The 25,052-nt window shown below is 70.6% G+C and carries 22 protein-coding genes; 13 read left to right on the plus strand and 9 right to left on the minus strand.

Translation table 11 applies throughout. The annotated features are described in order from the left end of the window. Positions 1-42: 42 nt before the first annotated feature. The 3 genes from ACFVW6_RS00265 to ACFVW6_RS00275 all read right to left on the minus strand — a co-directional run bounded on the left by ACFVW6_RS00265 (position 43) and on the right by ACFVW6_RS00275 (position 5,681). Entirely contained in the window at positions 43-882 is an 840-nt protein-coding gene (locus ACFVW6_RS00265; RefSeq protein ID WP_378824518.1) for a hypothetical protein, read from the minus strand. A gap of 96 nt (positions 883-978) precedes the next feature. Then, positions 979-1,539 carry an RNA polymerase sigma factor SigM gene (sigM, locus tag ACFVW6_RS00270; protein WP_355275454.1) on the minus strand — a complete coding sequence of 187 codons (561 nt, stop codon included), beginning with the start codon at positions 1,537-1,539 and terminating at the stop codon, positions 979-981. Positions 1,540-1,862: 323 nt separating this feature from the next. Further along, positions 1,863-5,681, minus strand: a complete 3,819-nt coding sequence (locus ACFVW6_RS00275; protein WP_378825660.1) for a murein biosynthesis integral membrane protein MurJ — start codon at positions 5,679-5,681, stop codon at positions 1,863-1,865. A 369-nt stretch (positions 5,682-6,050) separates the two neighbouring features. Between ACFVW6_RS00275 and ACFVW6_RS00280 the strand changes: the two genes are divergently transcribed. Both ACFVW6_RS00280 and ACFVW6_RS00285 read left to right on the plus strand, forming a co-directional pair. Next, positions 6,051-6,554, plus strand: a complete 504-nt coding sequence (locus tag ACFVW6_RS00280; RefSeq protein ID WP_378824515.1) for a hypothetical protein — start codon at positions 6,051-6,053, stop codon at positions 6,552-6,554. Between the two features lie 33 nt (positions 6,555-6,587). Then, positions 6,588-7,265 (plus strand): hypothetical protein, encoded by a 678-nt coding sequence (locus tag ACFVW6_RS00285; RefSeq protein ID WP_378824512.1) that lies wholly within the window; start codon positions 6,588-6,590, stop codon positions 7,263-7,265. Positions 7,266-7,337: 72 nt separating this feature from the next. Here the strand turns inward: ACFVW6_RS00285 and ACFVW6_RS00290 are convergent, their stop codons facing one another. Continuing rightward, on the minus strand, positions 7,338-9,767 hold the full coding sequence (locus ACFVW6_RS00290; RefSeq protein WP_378824510.1) for a DUF6049 family protein: 2,430 nt from the start codon (positions 9,765-9,767) through the stop codon (positions 7,338-7,340). Beyond that, positions 9,764-10,219 (minus strand): NUDIX hydrolase, encoded by a 456-nt coding sequence (locus tag ACFVW6_RS00295; protein WP_280346635.1) that lies wholly within the window; start codon positions 10,217-10,219, stop codon positions 9,764-9,766. Before ACFVW6_RS00295 ends, ACFVW6_RS00290 begins: the two co-directional genes overlap by 4 nt. Positions 10,220-10,442: 223 nt before the next feature. On the opposite strand from ACFVW6_RS00295, the gene ACFVW6_RS00300 reads away from it, so the two are divergent. Next, complete coding sequence (locus ACFVW6_RS00300) at positions 10,443-11,879, plus strand: CCA tRNA nucleotidyltransferase (protein ID WP_378824508.1); 1,437 nt, start codon at positions 10,443-10,445, stop codon at positions 11,877-11,879. Here the strand turns inward: ACFVW6_RS00300 and ACFVW6_RS00305 are convergent, their stop codons facing one another. Beyond that, the gene (locus ACFVW6_RS00305) at positions 11,880-12,734 is read right to left on the minus strand and encodes a hypothetical protein (RefSeq protein WP_355275313.1); all 855 of its coding nucleotides are present in this window, start codon (positions 12,732-12,734) and stop codon (positions 11,880-11,882) included. It abuts the gene before it with no gap. A gap of 159 nt (positions 12,735-12,893) precedes the next feature. Here ACFVW6_RS00305 and ACFVW6_RS00310 point away from each other — a divergent pair, with 159 nt between their 5' ends. From ACFVW6_RS00310 to ACFVW6_RS00320, 3 genes are read left to right on the plus strand one after another with little or no spacing between them, the layout of a single operon-like run. Then, positions 12,894-13,649 carry a 5-oxoprolinase subunit PxpA gene (locus ACFVW6_RS00310; RefSeq protein ID WP_355275311.1) on the plus strand — a complete coding sequence of 252 codons (756 nt, stop codon included), beginning with the start codon at positions 12,894-12,896 and terminating at the stop codon, positions 13,647-13,649. Between the two features lie 14 nt (positions 13,650-13,663). Further along, positions 13,664-14,374 (plus strand): allophanate hydrolase subunit 1, encoded by a 711-nt coding sequence (locus tag ACFVW6_RS00315; protein WP_378824506.1) that lies wholly within the window; start codon positions 13,664-13,666, stop codon positions 14,372-14,374. Positions 14,375-14,429: 55 nt separating this feature from the next. Beyond that, entirely contained in the window at positions 14,430-15,287 is an 858-nt protein-coding gene (locus ACFVW6_RS00320) for a biotin-dependent carboxyltransferase family protein (protein WP_357341888.1), read from the plus strand. Here ACFVW6_RS00320 and ACFVW6_RS00325 read toward each other — a convergent pair whose 3' ends face one another. After that, positions 15,288-16,838, minus strand: coding sequence for a DUF4185 domain-containing protein (locus ACFVW6_RS00325; protein ID WP_378824503.1), 1,551 nt, complete (start codon positions 16,836-16,838; stop codon positions 15,288-15,290). A 100-nt stretch (positions 16,839-16,938) separates the two neighbouring features. Here ACFVW6_RS00325 and ACFVW6_RS00330 point away from each other — a divergent pair, with 100 nt between their 5' ends. Continuing rightward, complete coding sequence (locus ACFVW6_RS00330; RefSeq protein ID WP_378824500.1) at positions 16,939-17,397, plus strand: hypothetical protein; 459 nt, start codon at positions 16,939-16,941, stop codon at positions 17,395-17,397. Here the strand turns inward: ACFVW6_RS00330 and ACFVW6_RS00335 are convergent. Continuing rightward, positions 17,366-18,628, minus strand: coding sequence for an MFS transporter (locus ACFVW6_RS00335; protein WP_378825657.1), 1,263 nt, complete (start codon positions 18,626-18,628; stop codon positions 17,366-17,368). The two genes, ACFVW6_RS00330 and ACFVW6_RS00335, sit on opposite strands and share 32 nt — an antisense overlap. A gap of 165 nt (positions 18,629-18,793) precedes the next feature. On the opposite strand from ACFVW6_RS00335, the gene ACFVW6_RS00340 reads away from it, so the two are divergent. Next, entirely contained in the window at positions 18,794-19,570 is a 777-nt protein-coding gene (locus ACFVW6_RS00340) for a pirin family protein (protein ID WP_355275302.1), read from the plus strand. Positions 19,571-19,573: 3 nt separating this feature from the next. Here ACFVW6_RS00340 and ACFVW6_RS00345 read toward each other — a convergent pair whose 3' ends face one another. Continuing rightward, positions 19,574-20,101, minus strand: a complete 528-nt coding sequence (locus ACFVW6_RS00345) for a hypothetical protein (RefSeq protein ID WP_218722251.1) — start codon at positions 20,099-20,101, stop codon at positions 19,574-19,576. A 209-nt stretch (positions 20,102-20,310) separates the two neighbouring features. Here ACFVW6_RS00345 and ACFVW6_RS00350 point away from each other — a divergent pair, with 209 nt between their 5' ends. From ACFVW6_RS00350 to ACFVW6_RS00370, 5 genes are all read left to right on the plus strand, one after another. Beyond that, positions 20,311-21,162, plus strand: coding sequence for a helix-turn-helix transcriptional regulator (locus tag ACFVW6_RS00350; RefSeq protein ID WP_357341895.1), 852 nt, complete (start codon positions 20,311-20,313; stop codon positions 21,160-21,162). Between the two features lie 10 nt (positions 21,163-21,172). Beyond that, positions 21,173-21,538, plus strand: coding sequence for a DUF397 domain-containing protein (locus ACFVW6_RS00355; RefSeq protein WP_378824496.1), 366 nt, complete (start codon positions 21,173-21,175; stop codon positions 21,536-21,538). A 75-nt stretch (positions 21,539-21,613) separates the two neighbouring features. After that, entirely contained in the window at positions 21,614-23,629 is a 2,016-nt protein-coding gene (locus ACFVW6_RS00360) for a M13 family metallopeptidase (protein ID WP_378824494.1), read from the plus strand. Positions 23,630-23,702: 73 nt separating this feature from the next. Further along, the gene (locus tag ACFVW6_RS00365; RefSeq protein ID WP_378825655.1) at positions 23,703-24,275 is read left to right on the plus strand and encodes a Uma2 family endonuclease; all 573 of its coding nucleotides are present in this window, start codon (positions 23,703-23,705) and stop codon (positions 24,273-24,275) included. A gap of 54 nt (positions 24,276-24,329) precedes the next feature. Then, positions 24,330-25,049 carry an MBL fold metallo-hydrolase gene (locus ACFVW6_RS00370; RefSeq protein ID WP_378824492.1) on the plus strand — a complete coding sequence of 240 codons (720 nt, stop codon included), beginning with the start codon at positions 24,330-24,332 and terminating at the stop codon, positions 25,047-25,049. The last annotated feature ends 3 nt before the right edge of the window (positions 25,050-25,052 follow it).

Consider the following 25,052-nt stretch of genomic DNA (forward strand, 5'->3'; position numbering starts at 1 on the left):
GTGTTGTTCCCGGGGTTGCGGGACTGCCCGGGAAGCACCGTGTCAGCCGATATCGCGCAGGGCTAGCTGTTCGGGCGCCCCGGTGGTGCAGCCCGCGCCGACGACCAGCGCGGTGATGGTCGGCGGCTTGGGCCCGATGACGAGCACGAGCACCGCGTCGGTACCGCGGAAGGTGATGCTCGACGCACCGAGCACCGTGCGGTCGACGCCGTTTGCCTGGACACAGCGGGCCAGCGCCGCCTCGTCGGCCAGCGGGCCGGTCACCTCGCGCTTGCCGAGCGCGCTGAGCGCCGCGGCGGTGGTGAGCTCGTCACCCGTGGTGTCCGGTTCGGTGAACGGTGCCGCGGTCGGGGTGCCGTCGGTGGTGTCGATCGTGGTGACGACCGCGCCGACACCCGCGATGACGGCGACGGAGGCGGCCGCCGCGGCGAGCCAGCCCGCGCGGCGCCGGGATCGGTACCGCGCCAGGGAGACCGGCGCGTCGACGGGTGGCCGCGGCGGGGGCAGCGGGATCGACATCGTCGACAGCCGGTCGGTGGGGCCGTCCGGCTGGGCCTGCGGGATGGTCGTCAGCCGATCGGTCGGTCCGTCCGGCGGGGAAATTGTTGTCAAGCGGTCTGTCGGTCCGTCGCCCGTGTCGGCGTCCAGATCGGCGACGAATCGGAACATGCGGTCGGCGATGTCGTCGGGCATGCGGTGCATGATCCGGTCGTCGGCGCCGAGTGCGCGGAGGTGCGTGTTCACCTCGTCGAGCTGGTTCAGGTAGTGCAGCGCGTCTGGGTCGGCGCTGACCTGTGGCAGGAGTTGCTCGCGCAGTTCGGCCGCGAGGTTGTCGCCATGCAGATCGGCCAGCAGTTCCGACGGGAACGGAGGCTGCGGCACGGATCGAGACACCCTCGCACCTCCCCTGTTCTGTCGATATCGGATCGCAGGATTTACATCGCTGACTTGTTCGTCACTGTTAATGACGCATCCGGGCTAGATCCGGTTCCCCGGATCCCGGAAAAATTCCAAACGTTCTTGCAAACGTACGCGCGCTCGGGAGCATCGGCTCTTGATAGTGCCCTCCGCCACGCCGAGCGCGGCGGCGGTTTCGGCCACGCTGCGGCCTTCCATTTCGACCATGACCAGGGCGAGCCGCTGATCCTCCGGCAGTGTGAACAGCGCCTCGCCGACGACGGTCGACAGTTCGTACTCGGCGAACTCGTCGCGCGGCTCGATCGCCTCGGGCATGGTCTCGGGTGTGATGGAGATCGCGCGGCGGGTCTTGTTGCGGCGGATCCGGTCCAGACAGGCGTTGACGACGATGGCGTGCAGCCAGCTGCGTACCTCGGCCTCGGCCCGGAACGAGCTCGCGGTGCGATGCGCGGACAGCAGCGCGTCCTGGAGCGAATCGGCGGCGTCCTCGCGGCTGTAGGAGGTGCGCAGCGCGGTCTGCCACAGATGGTCCTTGTGCCTGCGCAGCAGCTCGGCGAAGGCGTGCGGCTCGCCACGGACATGGGCGGCCAGCAGTTCCTTGTCGCTGCCGTTCTCCAGCACGAACGAGCGATCGCGGTGTGCGGCGACCTGCCGCGTTCTCCCCCCGCGTACCTGCTCGTTGACTTCCGGCGACACCTGACCCCTTGGACAGCGCTCATTCGGCGACTTCACGTCGGCGAACGAGGCCGATCCATCACCTGACTACTGCGGCGTCCAGGATCGACGTCGACAAATCCTGGGTAGCTCCCTGCGGAGAGCGCGGCCCGATCATATCGTCGATAACAATTGCGCACCAACCGGACCGCAGTTCGATGAACGACCGATCTACGCGCGGAAGACGGCGGCCACCTGCGTCGATAGCGGTGGGCGGAGTTCGGCGTCGGCTAGGGCGCGGCGTCGAAACGGACGTCGGCGATCGCGGTCTGGAACTGACCGCCCGAATTCGCGAGTCCGGTGATCCATACGAGCACGAAACGAGCGGCCTGGTCGGTCTGCACGGCGATGTCGGTGACCCCGTCGACCAGCTTGGCCGAGCCGATCAGCTGGGTCTGGTCGAGCGTCGGGGTCTCGGTCGGCGAGGTGCGGATCTCGACGGTGCTGCCCGCGCTGGGCGAGGTGATCGAGACGTTGGTGAGCTTGGCCGGCGTCGGCAGGGTGGCCAGCAGGCCCACGCCCTTCTTGAGGGCGGGGAACTGCTGGAAGTACTGGTCGGTGCGCCAGACCGTCGCCGGGTTCTGGTCGAGCACCGCGCCCGCCGACGCCGCGCCGTCCGGGGTGCCCTCCGGGGAGAACACCGCGGCACCGGTGACGGGCACCGGCACGCTGGTCGGCGGCGCGGCCGGGGTCTGCCCGGCGGGCGGGGCCGCGCTCGGCGGCGCGACACTCGACGTGAGCCCGATGTTGATCTGCTCGTCCAGCGGCTTGTCCGACGCGCCGGGCGCGAAGATGCTGACCATCCACCAGATGAGAATGCCGACGACCAGCGCCGCGAGGACGCCGAGGCCGACCATGATCCACATCATCCGCTGTGAGCGTTCCCGCTCGGCGGCGAGCAGCTCCGGGTCGGCGAGCGAATCGGGTCCGCCCGCGACCGCCCGCTGACCCAGCCGCAGGACCGGGATGAAATCGGTCTTCTGGTCGACGACCGAGGCCTGCTCGAGCACGTGCTGCACCGTCGCCGCGGTGCGCACGCCCTTGTTCGACTCCAGCGAACGGACCGCGACGGCCGAGATCTCGAACGGGACCTCCGGCCGGATCTGCCGCGGTTCGACGGGGGTGCCGTCGGGGCCGAAGTCGGCCAGGTGCAGGCCGCCGATGGTGGCCGCGGTCCCGGTGACGCCGCCGACCCGGATGGGCCAGCGCGCGGTGATCAGGGCGTAGAGCATGGCGCCGAGGCCACGCACGTCGCCCTGGGCGTCGGAATCGCCGAGGGTGCCGGGGAACGCCAGGACGGCGTCACCGGAGGCGCTGATCCGGATCCGGTCCGGATGATCGATCGACAGCGAGCCGCCGCCACGATGGGCCAGTTCGGCCGCCGAGGCGAGTGCCCTGATGGCCCTGGCCGCGCCGATCGGCGACGGCACGGTCTCGGCCATCTCGCGCAGCGAGCGACCGGGCGTCCACTCGGCCACGACGATGCCGCCGGAGCTGCCGCGGACCACGTCCAGGACCCTGGCCAGGCCGGGCGAGTTGATCCGGCCCAGGCGCAGCGTGCGCGACAGGATCGCCTGCGGGCCGTCGTGCCCGGAGTTCTCCCCCGACTTCTGGTCGGCGTCGACGAAGGTCAGCGCCACCTCGCGGTCGAGCTTGATGTCGAGCGCCTGCCAGAACTTCAGGCCACGCGCGCCGCCGTGACCGGCGAGCAGACGGTAGCGGCCGCCGGCGACGGACGCGCCGGGGATCAGCTTGGGGCCACGCTGGGCGCGGTTCGCCGCCGCGGCAGGCGGGACCTGCGGCGGGATCGGCAACATGCCGGTGTCGTGCGTCGGATCGTGCGGCGGCATCGCGCGCGCGTCGTCCGCCGGTCCCCGGTCCTCTGCCGAGCTGTTATGCGGCGATTCGGCCTCGTCGGGCGTGTCGGCCTGCTCGGATCCTGTCGCGCCGGACGCGGCAGGATCGACATCGGTGGACATTCCTCCTGCTGCGCGCGCCGCAGAATCAGCGGCCGGGACGCCGCCCACCGCGTCATCGCTCACCCTCGGTCCTCCTTCGGCCTGATCTCGCGGAATCTTCCGCGTGCTGGCGTCATCGCCACCCATGTCGGTATGCCGAACAGCGTACGGGAACTGTGCCTGACCGGTGATGTCAACAGCGCCGGGCCGGATCACCGGTAGCACCATCGTCTGGGTGTCCATCGACGGCCCATACGACGGGAACGCGTAGGTGTCGGGCCTGCGCAGGATCGTGGTCGCGTAGATGTCCTCGGCGGGGGTCTCGTCCAGGCCGAGATCCGGCGCGGGCGGGGTGATGCCCAGCTTGCGCGAGACGGCCACGGTGATCGCCACGACCTCGGGGATGCCGGCCAGGCGCATGAGGCCGAAGGCGACCGAGAACATGACCACCGAGTCGATGACGACGCGCAGCAGCGAGCCCGCGCCGCCGGAGACCCGGTCCAGGCCGGTCACCGTGTCGACGATCAGCATCACCGCGCCACCGGCCACGGACGCGAGCAGCACCCGGGTCACCGTGCGGCCGACATTGGCCATCCGCAGGTCACCGAGGCTGCGGTGCAGCAGCAGGCCGCCGATGATCGCGCCGGCGGTGAAACCGAGGCCGGTCGCGACGCCGAGGATGATCACCACGTCGTCGCTGTCGCGGGCCAGCACCGGGGCCAGCGCCGAGAACAGGATCTTGATCGTGGTGATGCCGAGGATGATCCAGGTGGGCGTCCACGCCTGCTCGCGCGCGTAGAACACGCGCAGATGGATCAGCACCAGGGAGTACGGGATCAGCGAGAACGCCGACCAGCTCACCGCGCTGCCGAGGCGTTCGGCGTCGCCGGAGAAGCGAGCGTAGCCGTAGAGCGCCTGGCCGATCTCCGGACCGGCGAGGGTCAGGAAGGTGACCACGGGGATCAGCGCGATCATCGTGAGGCGGGTGGCCACGGACAGGTCGTCGACCACGGCGGGGGTGTCGTCGGCGGCGGCGTTGCGGCTGAGCCTCGGCATGATCGCGGTGAGCAGGGTGACACCGAGCACGCCGTACGGCAGCTGGAGCAGTGCCCACGCGTTGGCGAAGATCGCGGGACCGGCCTCGTCGGCCGAGGACGCGATGTTGTTCGCGACGACCAGGCCGATCTGGCTGATCAGCACGTACAGGATGATCGCGGCGCCCATCTTGCCGAACTGCTTGAGGCGCGCGTCGACACCCCACAGCGGCCGCAGATTGATGCCGTGCCTGCGGATCGCGGGCAGCAGGCTCAGCGCCTGGGTGGCCACACCGACCGTGATGCCGATGCCGAGGACCAGCAGTTTCGGGTCGCTCATCCGCACCGGATCGAGGGTGATCTCGCCGGGGGTCAACGCGTAGACGGCCAGCACGGCCAGCACGACGACATTGTTGAGCACCGGCGCCCACGCGCCCGGTTTGAACGCTTGGCGCGTGTTGAGGATCGCGGTGAACAGGGCGGACATGCCGTAGAAGAGGATCGCCGGCGCCAGCAGGTAGGTCAGCGCGGTGGTGAGGTGGGTGTTCACCTTGCCGTCGCTGGCCACCAGCACGTGGCTGGCCAGGATCGGGGTCGCGGCCAGGGTCAGCACGGTCGCGGCGAACAGCACCGCGAAGGCGGCGGTCACCAGTCTGCGGACGAACGCGGCGCCGTTGTCGGCGTCCTCGTGTTCGGCGCGGACCAGAGTCGGCACGACGATGGCGGTCAGCACGGCGCCGAGGACCAGCTCGGCCACCATGTTCGGGATCAGGTTCGCCGAGATGAACGCACTGGCGATGGCCGGGCCGAGCACCGTCAGCAGCAGCAGCTGCTTGGCGAAGCCGGTGACGCGGCTGACCAGCGTCGCGATCGCGATCGAGCCGGAGTCCTTGAGCAGTTTCGCGTTGGCGCTCTGCGGGGTCGCCTGCTTCTCGGTCGACACCCGCGCGGGGCGTGCGATCCGCTGGGTCTTGGCGGCGGACGCGTCGTCGACGACGGCCGTGCGCCGACCACGGCGATCGGCGTCGGCCTGCGCGCCGACCGGGGTGCCCGGCATGCCCGGATAGGAGGGGCGTTGCGGTGCGTTGCGTCGCCCGGCGTCTCCGCCCGGCTGTTCGGGCCTGCCCTGCCGCGGAATCGCCCCGGACTGCGACCCGCGCGGGACACCGGAGCGCCCACCCGAACCGGGCGCCACCGAACCTTCCTGCGGCCGCTGGGGACGTGCGCCCGCGTCGAGATCGGGACGCGCCTGGCGCGGAATCGCCCCGGACGCCGACCCGTGCGGTGCGGGCCGCTGCTGCGGGAACTCCCCCGAGCCCGGCCCCTGCCCGGGCCGCTGCGGCCGGAGGTCATCGGATCGCACGCCGGGGCGACCCGAACGCGGCTCAGCCGGGAGTTCACCGGGGCGCTGCGGACGACCTGGTCGTTGCTGCGCGGAGAAGTCGTCGGCACCAGCCCCCGGGCGCGAACCCTGGCCGGGCCGCTGCGGTGGGAACTCGTCGGCACCAGCCTCGGGCCGCGGAGCCTGGCCCGGCCGCTGCTGCCGGGGGAACTCGCCCGACTGCCCGCCGGGTCCGGCTACGGGCCGCGGCGGTTGGCCCGGACGCTGCTGCGGGAACTGGTCGGCGCCGGCCGCTGGGCGCGAACCCTGGCCGAGTCGCTGTGGCGGGAACTCGTCGGCACCCGCCTGTGGGCGAGGGCCCTGGCCAGGTCGCTGTGGCGGGAACTCGTCGGCACCGGCTCCCGGGCGCGGGGCCTGGCCGGGTCGCTGCTGCCGGGGGAACTCGCCCGACTGACCTCCTACGGGACGCGGCGGTTGACCGGGGCGCTGCTGCGGGAACTCTCCCGAACTCGGTCCGGGTCGCTGCGGCCGGAACTCGCCGGGGTGGCCCGCGCGGGGCTCAGCCGGCAAACCACCCGAGCCGGGTAGCGGTCGCTGTCCCCGGAACTCGTCGGCACCGGGGTGCGCGGGCGGGAAGTCTCCCGAGCGCCCGGGGCGCGGCGCCTGACCCGGCCGTTGCTGCAGCGGGTCACCAGGCTGCCCGGCCGCCGGATGTGCCTGACCTGGGCGTTGTTGCCGCGGGAACTCCCCCGACTGCCCGGCCGCCGGATGCGGCGGTGGACCGGGTCGCTGCTGCTGCGGGAACTCACCGGACCGACCCGCGGGCGGCCCGGGGCGCTGCGGCGGACCACCCGGACGACCGCCCGGTCCGGGACGCTGCTGCGGGAACTCACCGGGCTGTCCGGGCAGCTGAACCCGGGGAACACCCTCGCCGGACGGACCGTCCGGCCGATCGCCATAGGCCGCGCGCGACGGATCAGGCGCACGATCACCCGGCCGATCGGTGGGCACGGGCCGAAATCCGGGTGGCGGCTGGTCGGCGGGACGATATCCGGGCTGACGCGGTTCGAAGCCGGGATCGGCGGGCCGATACGGCCGTCCTTCCGGCGCCCCGGGACGCGGCGCGGCGACGTTCCCCTCGTGTTCCCCGCCCGTCATGCCACGCTCCCACGGCGCGACCGGGGCCGGGCGTTCCGGTCCGTCGCGGCGATCGTCGTTGTCGTGCCGATGAGCGGAATCATCGTCGCCCATCATGCCTCCTGTACCCGGCGCAACCCGCGAATCCCGCCGGTCCGGTGAGCGTTTCGCTCACCCGTGCCACTCTCGTCCTTGTCTGCCATGTTCCCCCGCCCGCGTCTCAGGCGCGGGCGTTCACTGCCGTTCGAACCCCTCGTCGGCGGGATCGGGCTGCCCGCGGAACCGGCGCAGGAGCCGGCGCCCGGCCAACAGCAACAGCAATATTCCGGCACATGCCGTAATTATGGCCAAGGCCTGCCCGTAGGCGTTCGAGCGTACCGAGACCGACGTCGGCTCCCCTAGCGCTACACCGTCCGGCGTGGTAAGGGAGATCGGAATCACCAGCTTACGGCTGTCGCTCACCTCGGTCGGAATCTGGAACGACCGGGTACCCGATGGCGGAAGCAGCTGTTCGCCGATATCGGTGATGTTCGTCTCGGCGGGCGCCTCGATCCGGAACTGCACCCGGATGGCGACCGGCAGTTCGTTGCGGGCGACCAGCAGCAACGGGCTCTGCTCCGACGCCAGCGTGTACACCCCACCCGGCGGCAGCACCGACACCGAGGAGAACATCGTGTCGAGTTCCTTGGTGACCTGATCGATGCGGCGCTGGGCGTGCAGATCGGCCAGTGTGTCGTCGTCGGCCCTGCGGTCGGACAGGCTGAGCGCGCGCAGCAGGTCCTCGCGGGCGGGGGTCAGGAAGGCGTGCGGGGTGAGCTCGGATTCCGGCAGCTCGACCAGCGCGCGCATCAGCTCGGTGATCCGGGCGCCCTGGGCGTGGACCGGCGGCACGAACCGCTCCGGCGCCGCGTCCTGGGCCGCGCGCGGCAGGTATTCCAGCGCGTACGGGTGCGGATCGGGCGCCTGGGCGACCAGCTCGGCGAAGCCGCGCGGGCTCGCGAGATTGTTGCGGGTCAGCAGTTCGACCTGCTTGAGCAGCGCGATGCCCTCTTCCCGGTTGGCGCCCCACTGCTGCGGCGGCATCAGCAGCTGCGAGCGCGGCCGCTCCGGTGACGGGTTCAGCGCCGACCACGCGATCGCGCCGAGCGCGTCCTGCAACCGGGCGGCGCGCGAGTCGTTGGTGACGTCGAAGCGCACCTTCGACGGGGTGAACGACGGCGTCGGCGGATTCGAGCCGACGGCGGCCAGCGCGGTCGCCGACCAGATGTCGAAGGTGGTGACGCGCAGCGCGGGATCGGTGCCCGCGGGCGCGCCGGCGGGCGGTTCCACGCTCACGGTCGGCACCCGCACGACATCCGGCGCCGCCTGCTCCCCGCCGACGACCACCCCCGGCTCCAACGTCACCGGCGCCGAGGTCAGCGCGTTCTCGGTAGCGCTCGCCGCGCCGTCGGACGACACCGCCGTGCTCGCCAGCACCGCCGTTCCATAGCCGTGGCCGCGCAGCAGCTGCCCGGCCGGGTCGTCGATGCTGCCGGAGTCGGGCAGGCTGACCCCGCGCAGCGAACGGGTGCCCAGGATCGCGTCGACCACGTCGGCGGGCGCGGTGAGGGCGCGCGCGGACAGGCCGGGGTCGTCGACGGCGGCGAGCGCCGACACGTCGACCTGCGCGAACGGCAAGGCCACCGTGCACATCGACCCGGCCAGCGCGCGCAACCGGTCGAGCCAGGCCTGCGCGCTCGCCGCGCCGGTGCCCTCCCTGGTCGCGCCGCCCGGATCGGACGGGCTGGCCAGCACGCGGTAGCCGTGCGTCATCGTCTGCACGGTGGAGACCAGGTCCGGGTCGATGGCGATGCACACCGAGCCCGCGATGCCGCGCTCCCGGCCGGGACCGGGCGCGACCGATTCCAGCGCCGCGACCAGCTGCTCGAGCCGTCCGCCCTTGCCGACGGAGACGGCCAGCTCGTCGTCGAGCAGCTCCGGCTGCCCGTTGACCGAGCCCGGTTTGCCCGCGACCATGCGCGGCCGGTCGGCCAGCGGCCAGATCAGCGTGGTGGCCACCGGCGACGCGTCCGCGGGTGGTGGCACCGGCTCGCTCGCCGCACCGGTGGCGTCGCCGCCCGCGCCGGGCAGGCCGAGCACGGGCAGCAGGAAGCGGGCGTCGTCGAGCCGGGCCTGGGTGCCGTAGGCGGGTTCCCCGTTGACATTGAGCAGCAGCGGATACACCCCGGGATCGGTCAGCCCCAGCGAGGCGCCCTCACCGCCAGCGCGCAACGCGATGCGCACCGAGAACTGCTTGCGCTGACCGGGACTCAACCGCTCGGCGACGTCCTGGAACGGCCCGGTGACCTCGTAGTTCACCTGATCGAGCCGCAGCGAACTGCGCAGCCCGCTCGGGGACTGCACCGGCGCGGCCCGCTGGATCCGCACGCTCACGTCGTCGACAACGCGGTCGCCGATATTGGTGACCGTGCCCGACACCGTCAGCATCGGATCGCTGCTCGTCGTGACCGTGCCCGGCGCGACGGCGTCCAGCGTCAGCTTGAGGAACTTCGGTGTGCTCGTGCCCGACCCGTTCGGCTGCGCGTGCGCGACCGAAGGCAGAAGCGTCACCGAACCCAAGATGGTCAGGACCGCCGTGATCAGCCGGAACAGTCCACCCGTCATCGCTTGCCGGTCTCCATCCGGTCGATCATTCGATTCGCCACTTCGGCCAGCCGGCGTTCGTCGGCGTAGGCCAATCGGGAATCCAACTCGCTCAACGGAACCCACGCAACCTGGGTGACTTCCACGTCGGCGTCGGACAGTTCACCGCCGAGCGAGCGCAGCAGGAAATGGTGCACGGTCTTGTGTACCCGTCTGCCCTCGGTCACGAACCAGTAATCGATACTGCCCAGTTCGGCGACCACTTCGCCGTTGATCCCGGTCTCCTCGGCGACCTCGCGGATGGCGGTCTGCTCGGAGGTCTCGCCCGCTTCGATATGCCCTTTGGGCAGCGACCACAGCAGCCTGCCCCGGCGATCGGTACGCCCGATCAGCGCGGCGGAGCGCTGCTCACGCGGGCCGTCGAGCCCGTCGACGACCAGGCCACCCGCGGAGGTCTCGCGCACCGTGCGCATCCTGGGCTTGCCGGCATTGCTCGCCGAACCGCGCCGCCGCGGCTGGCGGCGTCGACTGTTCGCGCGATCGGCCGGAGGAGACACCTCGCCAGCTTATAGGTCGAGCGCAACCCGCAGAATTCTCGCCGGAGGCGGGGCCATGCGCGGATACCTCCTGGATACCGGGGTGGGCGGCCCAGTAGGCTGGCTTTTCGTGGTTTCCCCCAACGTTGTCCCTGATGCTGTGGCCGATCGGCGCGCGCGGCTGCTGGCCGCGGCGGCGGTGACACTGGGGCAGCTATCGGATGTGCTGACGCCGCTGGGCGAGATGTTCGCCGAGCGCGGGCACTCCCTCTATCTGGTGGGCGGCTCGGTCCGGGACGCGGTGCTCGGGCGGCTCGGCAACGATCTGGACTTCACCACCGACGCCAGGCCCGAGGTCGTCCAGGAGCTGATGCGCGGCTGGGCCGATCATCTGTGGGACACCGGCGGCCTCGCCTTCGGCACCGTGAGCGCGGCCAAGGACGATCAGCAGCTCGAGATCACCACCTTCCGCGCCGACACCTACGACCGGGTCTCGCGCAATCCCGAGGTCACCTTCGGTGACTCGCTCGAGGGCGACCTGGTCCGCCGCGATTTCACGGTCAACGCGATGGCGGTGAAGATCGCCGCCGACGGCTCGCTCGAATTCGTCGATCCGCTCGGCGGTCTCGACGCCCTGCTCGACGGCGTGCTCGATACCCCTGCCGCGCCGCAGGATTCGTTCGACGACGATCCGCTGCGGATGCTGCGCGCCGCGCGTTTCGTCGCCCAGCTCGGCTTCGACGTGGCCCCGCGGGTGCGCGCCGCGATCGTGGAGATGGCCGAGCAGATCGACCGGATCACCGCGGAGCGGGTGCGCACCGAGCTCGACAAGCTGATCGGCGCCGCGCACCCGATCGACGGCATCAACCTCATGTGCGACACCGGCCTGGCGCAGCGGGTGCTGCCCGAGGTGCCCGCGATGAAACTCGAGATCGACGAGCACCACCAGCACAAGGACGTCTACCAGCACTCGCTGACCGTGCTCTCGCAGGCGATCGACCAGGAGGAGGGCGATCCCGACCTGGTGCTGCGCTGGGCCGCGCTGCTGCACGACATCGGCAAGCCCGACACCAAGCGCAACGAGCCCGGCGGCGGCGTGAGCTTCCACCACCACGAGGTGGTCGGCGCGAAGATGGTGCGCAAGCGCATGCGCGCCTTGAAGTATCCGAAGGCGTTCACCGAAGAGGTTGCGCGCCTGGTGTTCCTGCACCTGCGCTTCCACGGGTACGGCAAGGGGCAGTGGACCGACTCGGCCGTGCGCCGCTACGTCACCGACGCCGACGATCTGCTCGAGCGCCTGCACAAGCTGGTCCGCGCCGACTGCACCACCCGCAACAAGCGCCGCGCCGCGGCCCTGCGCGCCACCTACGACGAGCTCGAGGACCGCATCGCCACGCTCAGGGAGCAGGAGGATCTGGCGCGGGTGCGACCCGATCTGGACGGCAACTCGATCATGGAGCTGCTCGGCCTGCCGCCGGGCCCGCAGGTCGGCAAGGCGTGGAAGTACCTCAAGGACCTGCGGCTGGACCGGGGCCCGATGACCCGCGAGGAAGCCGAGGCCGCGCTGCTCGAGTGGTGGGCCGCCGAGAACGCCTGATCAGAAGACGATCAGCGTCGTCCCGGCGACGATGGCGGCGCGGATCTGCGCCAGGTCGAACGAACCGGTGGTCTCGGGCAGTTCGATCCGGAAGCGCACCTTGTCGCCGCGCCGGTGCGCGTAGGAGATGCTCGCCCGGTTGGGCAGGTCGTCGAGCAGCAGCGCAGGCGCGGGCACCGCGCGCTTCGGCAGCCGGATGCCGTGCCAGCTGGCCTTGCGGATGTCGATGGTGAGCAGGTTGTCGTAGACCTGCGCGTCGACCAGCGCGCGCATCTTGCGGGTGCGGTGGGTGGCGACGATGCGGGCGCGTTCGTCCAGGTGCAGCCGCCAGTCGAGGTTCTGCGCGTCCACCCACTCGACCAGGGCGGCGAGGTCGATGGTGCCCTCGATGTCGAGCTGCTGGACCCGGATCTTGGTCGGCACACCGGGAATCAGCCGGACGCCGTGCGCGATGACGGTGACCGTGTCGAACGGATGCGAGTCCCAGACCAGGTTCGACAGCACCGTCTTGCTCTGGAAATGGGCGCCGCGCCTGCGCACCTTGAACACGTCCAGGGTGGCGGTGAGGTCGTGCCCGAGCAGGGTGGCGCTGACTTCCTGGCCGCCGAATCGGCTGAGGATGCCCTCGCTGAGCACGGTCATCAGCACGTCGGGCATGAGCGCGGTCACGGTGCCCGAGCCCAGATCGGCGACGGGGTCGGCCCAGGAGGTGGTGAAGCCGAGCCACTGATCGATCCAGGACGGGTCGAGGAGGCGTTTGCCGATGTCGACAGCGCCCGACAGTGACCAGGACTTCGGATCGAAATACGTGGCCATGATGGTCCGAGCGTACTTGGCCGCGGGCGCGGCGGCCATGGTCCGCGGCGTGTTGGGGCGGCGTCACAATGGGCGGTGCGGAAACGTCGCCCCGGTGACGATCGCTGGAACGGAGTCGTTCATGCTCGAATCACCGGGGTGCGGACGCCGTCCGAAGCACCCACCTGGGAGTGACACGCGGAGACCGGAGGGCAGCACATGCCGCTGGACCTGAACAGTGACCTGGGCGAGGGCTTCGGCCCCTGGCGGATGGGCGACGACGCCGCGATGCTCGACATCGTCACCAGCGCCAACATCGCCTGCGGTTTCCACGCGGGCGACCCGTCGATCATGCGGCGGACCTGCGAACTCGCGGTCGCCAAGGGCGTGCGGATCGGCGCGCACGTCGGCTATCGCGACCTGGTCGGCTTCGGCCGCCGTGACATCGCGATCGCCCCGGCCGACCTGCGCGACGAGGTCCTGTACCAGATCGGCGCGCTGGCGGCCTTCGCCCGCGCGGCCGGTGACCGGGTGCGCTACGTCAAGCCGCACGGCGCGCTGTATCACGCGGCGGCCCGGGACCGGTTGCTCGCCGACGCGGTGCTGGCGGCGGTGGCCGAGGCCGACGCCGGGCTGGCCCTGCTCGGCCCGGCGGGCACCGAGCTGGCACGGGCCGCCGACCGGGTGGGCGTGCGGTTCGTCGGTGAGGGTTTCGCCGATCGCGCCTATACCGCGACGGGCACGCTGGCGCCGCGCGGAGTTGCCGGTGCGGTGCTGCCGCCCGATGATGCCGTGGCGCAGGCGGTTTCTCTTGCGCTGTCGGGCACCGCGCGTACCGTAGACGGTCCCGGTACGGTCGCCGTGTCCGTGGCGAGTGTGTGCGTGCACGGCGATTCCCCCGCCGCCGTGGAGATGGCCCGCCGGATTCGACGGGCGCTCGACGACGCCGGCATACCGGTGGAGCCGTTCGGCTGAGGGTGGGAGGCAGGATGGACGAGGCAACGAGGGACTCGGCTGGCGACTGGAACGCGCGCATCCGCCCCGCGGGCGATCGCGCGATGCTCATCACCCTCGACGATCCACGCCCGGTGCAGCGCCTCGCCTCCGCCCTGCGCGTGCACGCCATCGCGGGTGTCCAGGATGTGCTGCCCGCCGCGGAAACCGTGCTGGTGACGATGCATTCGGTGAGCTACGGCGTCCAGGTGCGGCGTGAGCTGGTCGCCCTGCTCGACCGGCTGGATCAGGAACCGCCGCAGCCGGATTCGCCCGATGTTTCCCGTGGAACAGTGCCGGACAGCGAGATTCCCGACGACGTGGTGGACATTCCGGTGCGCTACGACGGCGCCGATCTGCCCGAGGTCGCCGATCTGCTCGGGCTGTCGGTGCCCGAGGTGATCGCGGCTCACACCGGAACCGTCTGGCGCTGCGCGTTCGTCGGTTTCGCGCCCGGCTTCGGCTACCTGACCTCGCCCGACGGCAGGCTGTCGGTGCCACGCCGGGCCCAGGCCCGCACCGCGATCCCGCCCGGCGCCGTCGCCTTGGCGGGCGGCTACTCGGCGGTGTATCCGCGGGGCACGCCGGGTGGCTGGCAGTTGATCGGCAGTACCGATCTGCGGATGTGGGTGGTCGAGCGCGATCCGCCCGCGCTGGTGCGGGCGGGGACGGCGGTACGGTTCGTCGACACGGCGACCGCGGAATAACTACCAGGGCTGCTCAACGATGCGCCGCCTCGACAGCGAATCGGGGAGTGATCGCATGCTGATCTTCATCGAGCGGGTGGGGCCGCTCGCGACGGTCCAGGACCTGGGGCGACCCGGCTGGTTCGACTCCGGGGTGGGTCAGGCGGGGGCGGCCGACCGGGCCTCGCTGCGCCTGGCGAACCGACTGGTCGGCAATCCGGAGGATCTGGCCGCCATCGAGGTGCTGCTCGGTGGCCTGGCCCTGCGCGCCGACGTCCACCTCACCGTCGCGGTCACCGGCGCCGTCGCCCCGGCGACCGTCGACGGCACGCCGGTCGGGCACGCCAGCGTGCTCGAACTGGCGGAGGGCCAGGTGCTGCGGCTCGGTCTGGCCCTGTCCGGCCTGCGCAGCTATGTGGCCGTGCGCGGCGGCATCGACGTGCCCAAGGTGCTCGGGTCGCGCAGCCGCGACACCATGTCCGGCATCGGCCCAGAGCCGCTGCGGGTCGGCACGCAACTCCCGATCGGCCCGCCCCCGCGCACCCTGCCGACCGTCGAGTTCGCGCCCGTGCCGGTGCCACCCGAGGTCCTGACCGTGCGGGCGCTGCCCGGCCCGCGCGCGGACTGGTTCGCCGATCCCGGCGAGCTGTTCCACGGTTCGTGGGTGGTCTCCACCGATACCGATCGCATCGGCGCGCGCCTGGATCGCGCCGACGGCCCGCCGCTGGTCCGCTCGATCACCCGCGAGTTACCCGCGGAAGGCGTCGCGCTCGGCTCGGTCCAGGTGCCGCCGAGTGGTCAGCCGGTCGTCTTCCTCGCCGATCACCCGATCACCGGTGGGTATCCGGTCATCGCCGTGGTGCTCGACGCGGATGTGGACCGGGTGGCCCAGGCCAGACCCGGCGAGCGACTACGGTTCGTGCCCGCGCGCTGATCAGCGCGGCGGATTCAGCCGGGCGTGCATCAGGTACACGTTGTAGCTGTCCCACGCCGACATCGTGAAGTACAGGTCACGCGCGGTCGACCAGGGATGGATGAACCCGCCGTAGGCCTTGGGATAGTCCGCGGTGGAGACCAGCGGCACCGTCGAGGTCCACCGTCCCTGCGGGTGCGCCGCGGTGCGCAGCACGATCTGGTTCGCGGCCGGGTCCAGGTAGACCATCTGCCACTGCCCGCTCTCCGCGTCGAACCGCACCGACAGTTCGCTGGCCATGCCCATCACCAGCGGTGTCGCCGAATTCTCCGCGGCGGGCGCCCAATTGCCGTCCACCCAGTACTGATAGGCCGTCTTGTTGAGGACGTCGTCCTTGCGCACCCTGGCCAGGCCGATCACGCCGATCCGCCCGTTGGGCGTGCCGAACATGTAGACGTAGTCGCCGTGCGGCACCATCGCGGCCACCTGGAACCGGCCGACGCCGAACATGTTCTCCCAGCGGGCGTGCTGATCCTTGGTCCAGGTCTGCCCGCCGTCGTCGGAATACGCCAGGCCGCCGTAGTTCGTCAGCCACATGCCCGGCACCCGCGACCAGTGATTGACCGACATGTAGCTCAGGAACTGGCGCTGCCCGATGGCGAACCCCGAGGTGGGGATGGTGGTGGTCTCCCAGTTCCTGATCTTGCGGCTGCCGAGCAGTTCGGCGGCATGACAGGGGCTGTCCTGCACCATCGAATCGATGACCAGGCCGTCGTCGAGGTTCCGGTCGGTGCTGTAGGCGAGCACATTGGAACGCCAGTCCGCGCTGTCGGCGCCCGCGCCGCCGTAGGTCCAGCCCTCGCCGAAGGTGTCGCCGAACACCATGGCCACCCTGCCCGGTTCGGTCTCCCAGAACAGGCCGAGGTCGGTGCCGTCGACCTGCCAGCGCATGTCGGTCCGATTGTTCGACCCGTGCCCGGTCACCTGCTCGACCAGGCGCACCGATTCCACCGTGGGCGCCGCGACCGCGGGCTGCGCCGGTCCCGGTTCGACCGGTCGCACCACGGGTGCGGGCGGTTCCTGCGCCGGCTCGCCCTCACCACCCGGCACCGGGATCGGGATGGGCTCGATCTCGGGCTTGATCCGGATGCGCGGCAGCGAGATCGCCGACCCGGAGCCCGACCCCGACCCCGAACCCGTTGACGCGTCGCCGGACTCGTCGATCCCGTCGTCGGGTTCGGGCGTGTCCCTGACCTCAGGGCACGGGTTGCGGCACGGGTCCGACGGCAGCGGCGCCTGCGCGACGCGGGTGTTGTCGTGCGGCGGATCGGGCAGCGGGACCGGCGTCAGCTCCGGCACGATGACCGGGATGTCGATGCTGGGCGCGATGATCGGCGGTGGTGGCGCGGCGGGGTCGGGCAGCCGGTTGAGCGGGTCGAATCCCGTTTCGCCACAGATGTTCACGGGTGGCGGTGTCCACGGGAAGGGAGTCGCGAGCGCGGGGGCGGCGAGCACGACGGCCAGCAAGGCGCCGAGTGCGGTCGAACCGTGCGGTACCAGCGTTGTGCGCATGTGCTCCCTCGAATGGGTATCCGAACGAACAAACAAATACCACCGATGTAGTTCCGAATTTACCGGAACCGATCGGGGTCTCGGCGCGTCCAATCCCTATGTGAACGACATCGAGTACGTCTTCGGAACCGGCGACGGCATCGTGCACCACTGGTCGGGGCAGGCCGAGCTGGCCCTGGCCGACACCGGCGTCGCCGACGCGCTATGGCTCGACTTCGACGGTGACACCAGCACCGACGACGCCCTGTGGGACTCCGATCGCGACGGCGTCGCCGATGTCGCCGCCCTGGACCTGGACGACGACGGCGTCCTCGACAACTTCTTCACCGACCCGGCCCGCGACGGCACCTGGTCGCATCAGGTCACCGGCGCGCCCGAGAGCGCCGAGCAGGAACCACTGCCCTGGGTCGAACGCGCGGACACGGTGGTGAACGCGGTGCCCGCCGCGCCCGCGGTGGACCCGCTGCCGGATATCCCGCTGTTCGCGGTCGACCATCGCGCGGTGCTGGCCCAGGAACCGGCCGCGCTCAGCCGGCCGCCCTGGCTCGACGAGAATTGAGCGCGATCGCCAGGATCCCGAGGGCGTAGACGGCCGCGCCGGCGAGCACCACGCCGATCGAGCGGCCGTCGGCCGGGATCACCAGCGCGGTCACCGCGATCGCGAGCACGAAGGTGATGTTGAAGACGGTGTCCTGCAGGGCGAATACCTGGCCGCGCTGATCGTCGTCGATGTCGATCTGCATGCTCGCGTCGCCGGTCAGCTTGATCGTCTGACCGGCAAGGCCGAGCCCGAAGGCGCCGGCCAGCAGCAGGCGGTGCGCGTTGTCGACGGCCGCGCCGGTCGCCAGCGCGATCGGGGTGACCAGCGTCAGCTGCACGACGACCGCGGTCACCAGGCCGAGCAGCACCGTGCGCGGCCTGCCCAGCCGTGGGATCAGCACCGGCGCGAGGATCGCGGCCAGCAGCATGCCCGCCGCCGCGAAGCCGATCGCGACGCCGAATCCGACCAGTCCACCGCTCATCTCGTCGTCGCCCGCGGGCTGGCGCAGGACCAGCACCATGATCAGGGTGTTCATGCCGAACACGATGCGGTGCGCGCCGATGCCGATCATCGCCGTCGTCACCTGCGTCGCGTGCCAGACCGCGGCCGCGCCGGTGCGCAGACCGGTGGCGATCGCGTGCACCGTGCTCTCCGAACTCGCCGAACCACTCTCCGGCCCGAGCACACCGCGCCGGAAGCCGGCCGCGAGCACCGCGCCGACGACCGAACCGATCCCGCTCAGCGCCACCGCGACCGCCGACGCGGCATCGCCGGCGCCGAGCAGCGCGATCACCGCCACCGACGCGGCGGCGCCGACCCCGGCACAGACCGAGGCGACCGTCGCGAGCACCGAGTTCATCGGCACCAGCCAGCGTTGTTCGAGCACCCGCGGCAGCGCCGCCGACACCCCGGCCAGCACGAATCGGCTGATCCCGACGGTCGCCAGCGCGAGCAGCAGCAGCGGTGTCTCGCCGATCCCGGCGAACAACCCGATCGCGGCCAACCCGATCAGCACCGCCCGCGCGATGCTGGCGGTCAGCAGGACATTGCGCCGGTCCCAGCGATCGAGTAGCGCGCCCGCGTAAGGCCCGAGCAGCGAGTACGGCAGCAGCAGCACCGCGAAACCGGCGGCGATCGCCAGCGGATCGGTCTCGCGCTCGGGGTTGAACAGGATCGCGCCCGAGAGCGCGGCCTGGAACATCCCGTCACCGAATTGGGCCGCGAGCCGCAGCAGCGCCAGGCGCGGCATCTGCGGATTCCGCCGGAAGACACCGCGGCTCTCGCGCAGCAGATGTCGCAGCGAGGCCGGTGACTCATCCGCCGGATTCGAGCCGTCAAGGCGATGAGTCGACACCTCGTGAGAATAGTGGTGCCAGAATTGAGGCGGCGGTACGGGTGCGAGCAGGAGGAACGTATGTCCACATCGACGACACCGCGGATCGAACTGCACCGCGGTGGTGACCGGATGAAGACCCGGATCTCATGGCTCGATTCCAAACACTCGTTCTCCTTCGGCGAGCATTACGACCCCGACAACACCCATCACGGGCTGCTGCTGGTGAACAACGAGGACGTGGTGCTGCCCGGCGAGGGCTTCGACACCCATCCGCACCGGGACATGGAGATCGTCACCTGGGTGCTCGGCGGCAGCCTGGTGCACCAGGATTCGCTGGGCCACAACGGCATCATCTACCCGGGCCTGGCCCAGCGGATGAGCGCGGGCACGGGGATCCTGCACTCGGAGAAGAACGACTCGTGGCGCCTCGACGGCGCGCTGCCCGCGCACGACGAACCGGTGCATTTCGTGCAGATGTGGGTGGTGCCCGACGAGCCAGGGGTCGATCCGGGCTATCAGCAGCTCGAGATCGACGACGAGCTCGCGGGCGGCGGCTTGGTGACGGTCGCCTCCGGGCTACCCCGCTACCGCGATCGCACCGCCATCGCGATCAATTCCTCGCACGCGGCCATGCACGTCGCGCGGCTCTCGGCGGACAGTCCGGGTGTCACCCTGCCCGATGCACCCTACCTGCATGTCTTCGTGGCGCGCGGCGAAGTCGAGCTGGAAGGTGTCGGCACGCTGGCGCAGGGCGACGCGGTCCGGCTGACCCGTTCCGGCGGGCAGCTGGTGCGACCGCACGGCGACGCCGAGGTCCTGATCTGGGAGATGCACGCGCGCCTGGGCGGGCAGTAGGGCTCAGGCCGAGCCGGGCTCCCGCAGCAGCGCCGCCGACCTGGCGTTCGTGCGGGTGGCGGCGACGATCTGGGCGAAGTCGGGCCGGTAGTCGCCGTCGGGTTCCTGCATCCAGGTGCGGTAGCCGCTGCGTTCGTCGGCCGGCGAGGGCAGCACGATCTCGCTGCCGGGTAAGGCCACCGAGGCGCACACCCGGAACAGGTCGGCGAACAGCACGGTGTCCAGATAGGAATTGTCGGTGGGGCCGGTCAGGAAGGTCCAGCGGCCGGAGCGGGGATGGGCGATGATCGGCCCGCAGCGCTGTCCGCGGCCGATCAGCAGCCCGCGTACCCGCTCCCCCAGCGTCGACGGCATGACCACCGCCCCGACCGCCCCGATCTCGAGCATGATCCGGCCCAGCGTCGAGTCGACCACACCGTAGAGCCCGTTGTGCTTGCGGTAGTGACGGCAGCGCGCCAGCGCATCCTGGGTGGCCGAGTACTCCTCGGCCGCGGTATACCCGCCTTTGTCATCTGTGCGCGACGTGCTCATCACGACCTCGTCTCTGTCGACGCTGACTCGATGTAGCTGTGGATTCGCTCGACTGGATGGGAGCGTTTCATCACGAACGGGTGGAGCGGGAAACTTTTTCATAACGGCAGGACCTAAGGGAAAATTGCCGTTCTACACAGCGTAATCCCGCACAACCACGCTGACAATAGTCAGTAGCTGGCGTGTCTGTCGGCGTAGCATATTCGGACATGTCCCCCGTTTCGCCGACCGCCGCGCGCTGGGAACTGGTGCTGCGCCTGCGCGAACTGCGTGAGCAGCGCGGCTTCGACTCGGCCGGGTTCGCCCGTCGCGTCGGTTTCACCCCGGCCAACTGGTCGCATGTGGAGAAGGGCAGGCGGGTCCTCACCCGGACCACCATCGAACCGGTCCTCGACGTCCTCGATGTCACCGCCGACGAACGCGCCGAACTGCTCGCGCTGCTCGAGACCAGCAAGCAGCGCGGCTGGTGGACCACGGCCTCGGCGCTGATCGGTCCCGAACTGCAACGCCTCTACGGCATGGAGGCGGGCGCGCAGAGCATCCGCAGCTACGACAGCCTGCTCGTGCCCGGCCTGTTACAGACCGAGGCCTATGCCCGTGCCCTGATCAGCGCCGATGTGATGATCCGGCCGGTCCAGGTGGACCAGTTGGTCGCGATCCGGTTGCGCCGCCAGCAGCGGCTGCGCGGGCCGGAGCCGCTCGAGCTCACCGCGGTTCTCGGCGAGGCGACGCTGCGTCAGCAGACCGGCGGCGCCGAGGTGCTGCGGGGGCAGTTGCGGCACCTGGTGGAGCTGATGCGTGAACTGGACACCGTCGACGTGCGCGTGATCCCGTTCAGCGCTCCCGAAGGGGCGGTGCTCGGTGGTTCCAGCTTCCATCTGATCGACTTCGCAAGCGATCAGCTACCTACCTTCGCGTGGGCCGAGAGTGCCGTCTTCGGTGGCCCGGTCGACGATGCCGAGCAGGTGCGCGATCTGGGCTTCGCCTACGTGCGCGCCAGGGAGCAATCCCTTTCCCGCGCCGAATCTCTCGCCCTGATCAGGGACTATGCCAGCGTGTAAGATTCGGGGTATGTCCACCACCGCTCGTCGCCGCCCGGCCGATCACGGCTGGTTCACTTCGTCACGCTCCAACAACGGTAACCAGTGTGTCGAGGTCCGATTCGACGGCGACATCGTCCAGATACGCGACAGCAAATTCCGTCGCGATCCGTACAACGCCGGCCTCGACGAGCCGATCATCACCGTCGAGACCGCCCTGTGGACCGCGTTCCTGCACTGCCTGCTCAGCACCCGCCGCCACCCCGACCTGGTCGCCCAGGTCGCCCCCGACGGCTCGGCCACCCTCCGCCACGACGACGTCCTGCTCCGTTTCACCGCCGGTGAATGGCAGGCCTTCGTGGCCGGTGTCCGCGACGACGAGTTCGTCTGCGCCTGAAGCAGGCGCCGGTGCGCGGCCCGGCCTCGTCCGAGGCCGCCGCACGCGTCGGCGGTTGTCGGCATACTGGAGCGCGTGACTTCCGATCCGATCAGTCCCTCCGGTATCGATCTGTCCTTCCGCGACCAGGAGGTGCGGGTCCAGGACGACTTGTTCGCGCACGTCAACGGGCAGTGGCTGGCCGGGTACGAGATCCCGGCCGACCGCGCGGTGGACGGCGCCTTCCGGACGTTGTACGACCAGGCCGAGCTCGACGTGCAGGCGATCATCCAGGACAGCGCGGCGAACGCGTCCGACGACGCCGACGCCCGCAAGATCGGTGACCTGTACTCCAGCTTCATGGACACCGACGCCGTGACCGCGGCCGGTCTCACCCCGATCGCCGCCGAACTGCGCGAGATCGCCGAGGTCGACGGACCGAGCGCGTTCGCCGCGCTGCTCGGCCGCCTGCAGCGCACCGGTGTGCGCGGCGCGCTCGGCTACTACGTCGACACCGACGACAAGGACTCCACCCGCTACCTGGTGCACGCCACCCAGTCGGGTATCGGCCTGCCGGACGAGTCGTACTACCGCTCCGACGAATTCGCCGAGATCCGCGCCGCCTACCAGGCCCATCTCGCGAAGATGTTCACCATCGCCGCCGCCGATCCGGCGCTGGCCGGCCTGGTCCCCGCCGATCCGGCCGACGCGGCCCGCCGCGTGTTCGAGCTGGAACGCACCCTGGCCGCCGGCCACTGGGACGTGGTGCGCCGCCGCGATGCCGAGAAGAGCTACAACCTCACCACTTTCGCCGACCTGGCCGCCGCGAACCCCGAATTCGACTGGGCCGCCTGGGTGGACGCCGTCGCGTCCGGTCTCGGCCGGAGCGGCACCGAGCTGTTCGCCGAACTCGTGGTGCGTCAGCCCGACTACGTCCGGGCCTTCGCGCAGGCGTGGGCCGCGGTGCCGCAGGCGGATTGGCGGGACTGGGCCGTCGCGCAGGTGCTGCGCGCCAGGGCGCCCTACCTGACCGACGAGATCGTCGCGGAGAACTTCGACTTCTACGGCCGCACCCTCACCGGCGCGCAGGAGAACCGCGAGCGCTGGAAGCGCGGTGTCTCGCTGGTGCAGGAGCTGCTGGGCGAGGCCGTCGGCAAACTGTATGTGGCCGAGCACTTCCCGCCGCAGGCCAAGGCCCGGATGGTCGAGCTGGTGGCCAACCTGCAGGAGGCCTACCGCCGCAACATCACCGACCTGGAGTGGATGGGCCAGGACACCCGCGCCGCCGCGCTCACCAAGCTGGAGAAGTTCACCCCCAAGATCGGCTACCCCGATGCCTGGCGCGACTACTCCGCGGTCGAGGTCGACCCGGCCGACCTGGTCGGCAACTACCGTCGCGGCTATGCCGCCGATCACGACCGTGATCTGGGCAAACTGGGCGGTGAGGTGGACCGCGGCGAGTGGTTCATGACCCCGCAGACGGTCAACGCCTACTACAACCCCGGCATGAACGAGATCGTCTTCCCGGCCGCGATCCTGCAGCCGCCGTTCTTCGACATGAACGCCGACGACGCCGCCAACTACGGCGGTATCGGCGCGGTGATCGGCCACGAGATCGGCCACGGTTTCGACGATCAGGGCGCCAAGTACGACGGCGACGGCAACATGAAGGACTGGTGGACCGACGCCGACCGCGCCGAGTTCGGCAAGCGCACCAAGGCGCTGATCGACCAGTACAGCGTGCTCTCCCCGGCCGACCTGGCCGACGAGCACAAGGTCAACGGCGAGTTCACCATCGGCGAGAACATCGGCGACCTCGGCGGCCTGTCGATCGCCCTGGCCGCCTACAAGATCTCCCTCGACGGCACCGAACCCCCGATCATCGACGGCCTCACCGGCCTGCAGCGCGTCTTCTACGGCTGGGCCCAGGTCTGGCGCACCAAGGCCCGCCCCGAGGAAGCCATCCGCCGCCTCGCCGTCGACCCCCACTCCCCACCGGAGTTCCGCTGCAACGCCGTCGTCCGCAACATCGACAGCTTCTACGAAGCCTTCGACGTCACCCCCACCGACACCCTCTACCTGTCCCCCGCCGAACGCGTGACGATCTGGTAGCGGCCCGGTCCGCCCACCAGGTGCGATGATGGGGCTCTCGACGCATCGCGGCTGAGGAGACGAGGTGAAGACGATGGTGGAGACGGCGTCGACAGCGGGCGGGCGGCCGATCACGGCCGCGGAGTTCGACGCGCTGCCGATCGATACGACTCATCGCTACGAGATCGAGGATGGTTTCCTGCTCGTGAACGCGCGTCCGGCGGCTCCGCACAGCCGCGCCATCAAGCGTCTGCTCGGCCAGCTCGACAGTCAGCTGCCCGCGGGGCTGGAAGCGTTCGCCGAGCTGGAGGCCGAACTGGTCGGGCGCTCGCCCCGTCGGGTTCCGGATGTGGTTGTCGCGAGTGTCGAGGTGGGCGAGCAGCAGCGAGTCCGTGCCGACCAGATCGTGGTGGCGATCGAGATCGCGACCTCCGGGGAGTCGGCGGTGCGCGACTACGCCATCAAGGCGGGTGAGTACGCGGCGAACGCGATCGGCCACTACTGGGTCATCGATATCCTCGACCCCGCCGCGGTGGGGCTGACGGTGTACACCCTGGACGACGGCGAATACCGGATCACCCCGCGGGCGACGGGGTCGGTCGCGGTGACCACCCCGTTCCCCCTGACCGTCGATCTCGGTGCGCTGGTGGGTGGCCGGATAGTCTGATCGCGGAGCCGAGACGACGGAGATACAGTGCGCTACCAGCAAGTTGGTGACGAGGTGTTCACCATTCGGGGCACCGATGTGAATATGGTGCTGCTGCGGGACGGGCGGGACCTCACGCTGATCGATGCCGGCTGGCTGGGGGATGCCGGGGTGATCGAGCGGGTGGTGCGGAAGCTCGGGCATCGGCCGGAGGACATCGTGGCGGTGCTGCTCACGCACGCTCATCTCGATCATGTCGGGGCGCTGAATCATCTGCACCGGCGGTACGGGATTCCCGCGTACACCAGTGCCGTCGAGGTGCGGCATGCGCGGGGGGAGTGTCATGAGTCGGCCACTCCGCTGGATGTGATCAAGCGGCTCAACGATCGCGCCACGATCGGGTGGGCCGCGCGGATCACCGCCGCGGGCGGCTTGCGCAAGAACACCGTCGCGCACATCCAGCCCTTCCCCGCCGAGGGGGCGCTGGACTTTCCGGGCAACCCGGTCCCGATCGCCTGTCCTGGGCACACCTCGGGCCACTCGGCCTTCCACCTCCCGGCGGCGGGTGCCATCGCGACCGGCGACACCCTCGTCACCGCGCATCCGACCTCGAAAACGGTGGGTCCGCAGCTACTTCCGAGCTTCTTCAACCACTCCACCCCCGCCACGCTGGCCGCGCTCACCACCCTCGAGTCCGTCCCGGCCGAGCTGGTCCTGCCCGGTCACGGCCTCCCCTTCCGCGGCGGCATCGCCGAGGCGGTCGCCCGCGCCCGCACGACACCCATCCAGCCTTGACAT

The organism is Nocardia sp. NPDC058244, assembly GCF_042882065.1.
Classification (GTDB): Bacteria; Actinomycetota; Actinomycetes; order Mycobacteriales; family Mycobacteriaceae; genus Nocardia.

What these genes read in the sequence shown, in the direction of transcription:
- ACFVW6_RS00275 (WP_378825660.1), bottom strand. Translation starts at nt 5,681, where the DNA reads ATGCCGGGCACCCCGGTCGGCGCGCAGGCCGACGCCGATCGCCGTGGT.
- ACFVW6_RS00290 (WP_378824510.1), bottom strand. Translation starts at nt 9,767, where the DNA reads ATGACGGGTGGACTGTTCCGGCTGATCACGGCGGTCCTGACCATCTTG.
- ACFVW6_RS00295 (WP_280346635.1), bottom strand. Translation starts at nt 10,219, where the DNA reads ATGCGCACGGTGCGCGAGACCTCCGCGGGTGGCCTGGTCGTCGACGGG.
- ACFVW6_RS00305 (WP_355275313.1), bottom strand. Translation starts at nt 12,734, where the DNA reads ATGGCCGCCGCGCCCGCGGCCAAGTACGCTCGGACCATCATGGCCACG.
- ACFVW6_RS00310 (WP_355275311.1), top strand. Translation starts at nt 12,894, where the DNA reads ATGCCGCTGGACCTGAACAGTGACCTGGGCGAGGGCTTCGGCCCCTGG.
- ACFVW6_RS00315 (WP_378824506.1), top strand. Translation starts at nt 13,664, where the DNA reads ATGGACGAGGCAACGAGGGACTCGGCTGGCGACTGGAACGCGCGCATC.
- ACFVW6_RS00320 (WP_357341888.1), top strand. Translation starts at nt 14,430, where the DNA reads ATGCTGATCTTCATCGAGCGGGTGGGGCCGCTCGCGACGGTCCAGGAC.
- ACFVW6_RS00325 (WP_378824503.1), bottom strand. Translation starts at nt 16,838, where the DNA reads ATGCGCACAACGCTGGTACCGCACGGTTCGACCGCACTCGGCGCCTTG.
- ACFVW6_RS00335 (WP_378825657.1), bottom strand. Translation starts at nt 18,628, where the DNA reads ATGCCGCGCCTGGCGCTGCTGCGGCTCGCGGCCCAATTCGGTGACGGG.
- ACFVW6_RS00340 (WP_355275302.1), top strand. Translation starts at nt 18,794, where the DNA reads ATGTCCACATCGACGACACCGCGGATCGAACTGCACCGCGGTGGTGAC.
- ACFVW6_RS00345 (WP_218722251.1), bottom strand. Translation starts at nt 20,101, where the DNA reads ATGAGCACGTCGCGCACAGATGACAAAGGCGGGTATACCGCGGCCGAG.
- ACFVW6_RS00350 (WP_357341895.1), top strand. Translation starts at nt 20,311, where the DNA reads ATGTCCCCCGTTTCGCCGACCGCCGCGCGCTGGGAACTGGTGCTGCGC.
- ACFVW6_RS00355 (WP_378824496.1), top strand. Translation starts at nt 21,173, where the DNA reads ATGTCCACCACCGCTCGTCGCCGCCCGGCCGATCACGGCTGGTTCACT.
- ACFVW6_RS00365 (WP_378825655.1), top strand. Translation starts at nt 23,703, where the DNA reads ATGGTGGAGACGGCGTCGACAGCGGGCGGGCGGCCGATCACGGCCGCG.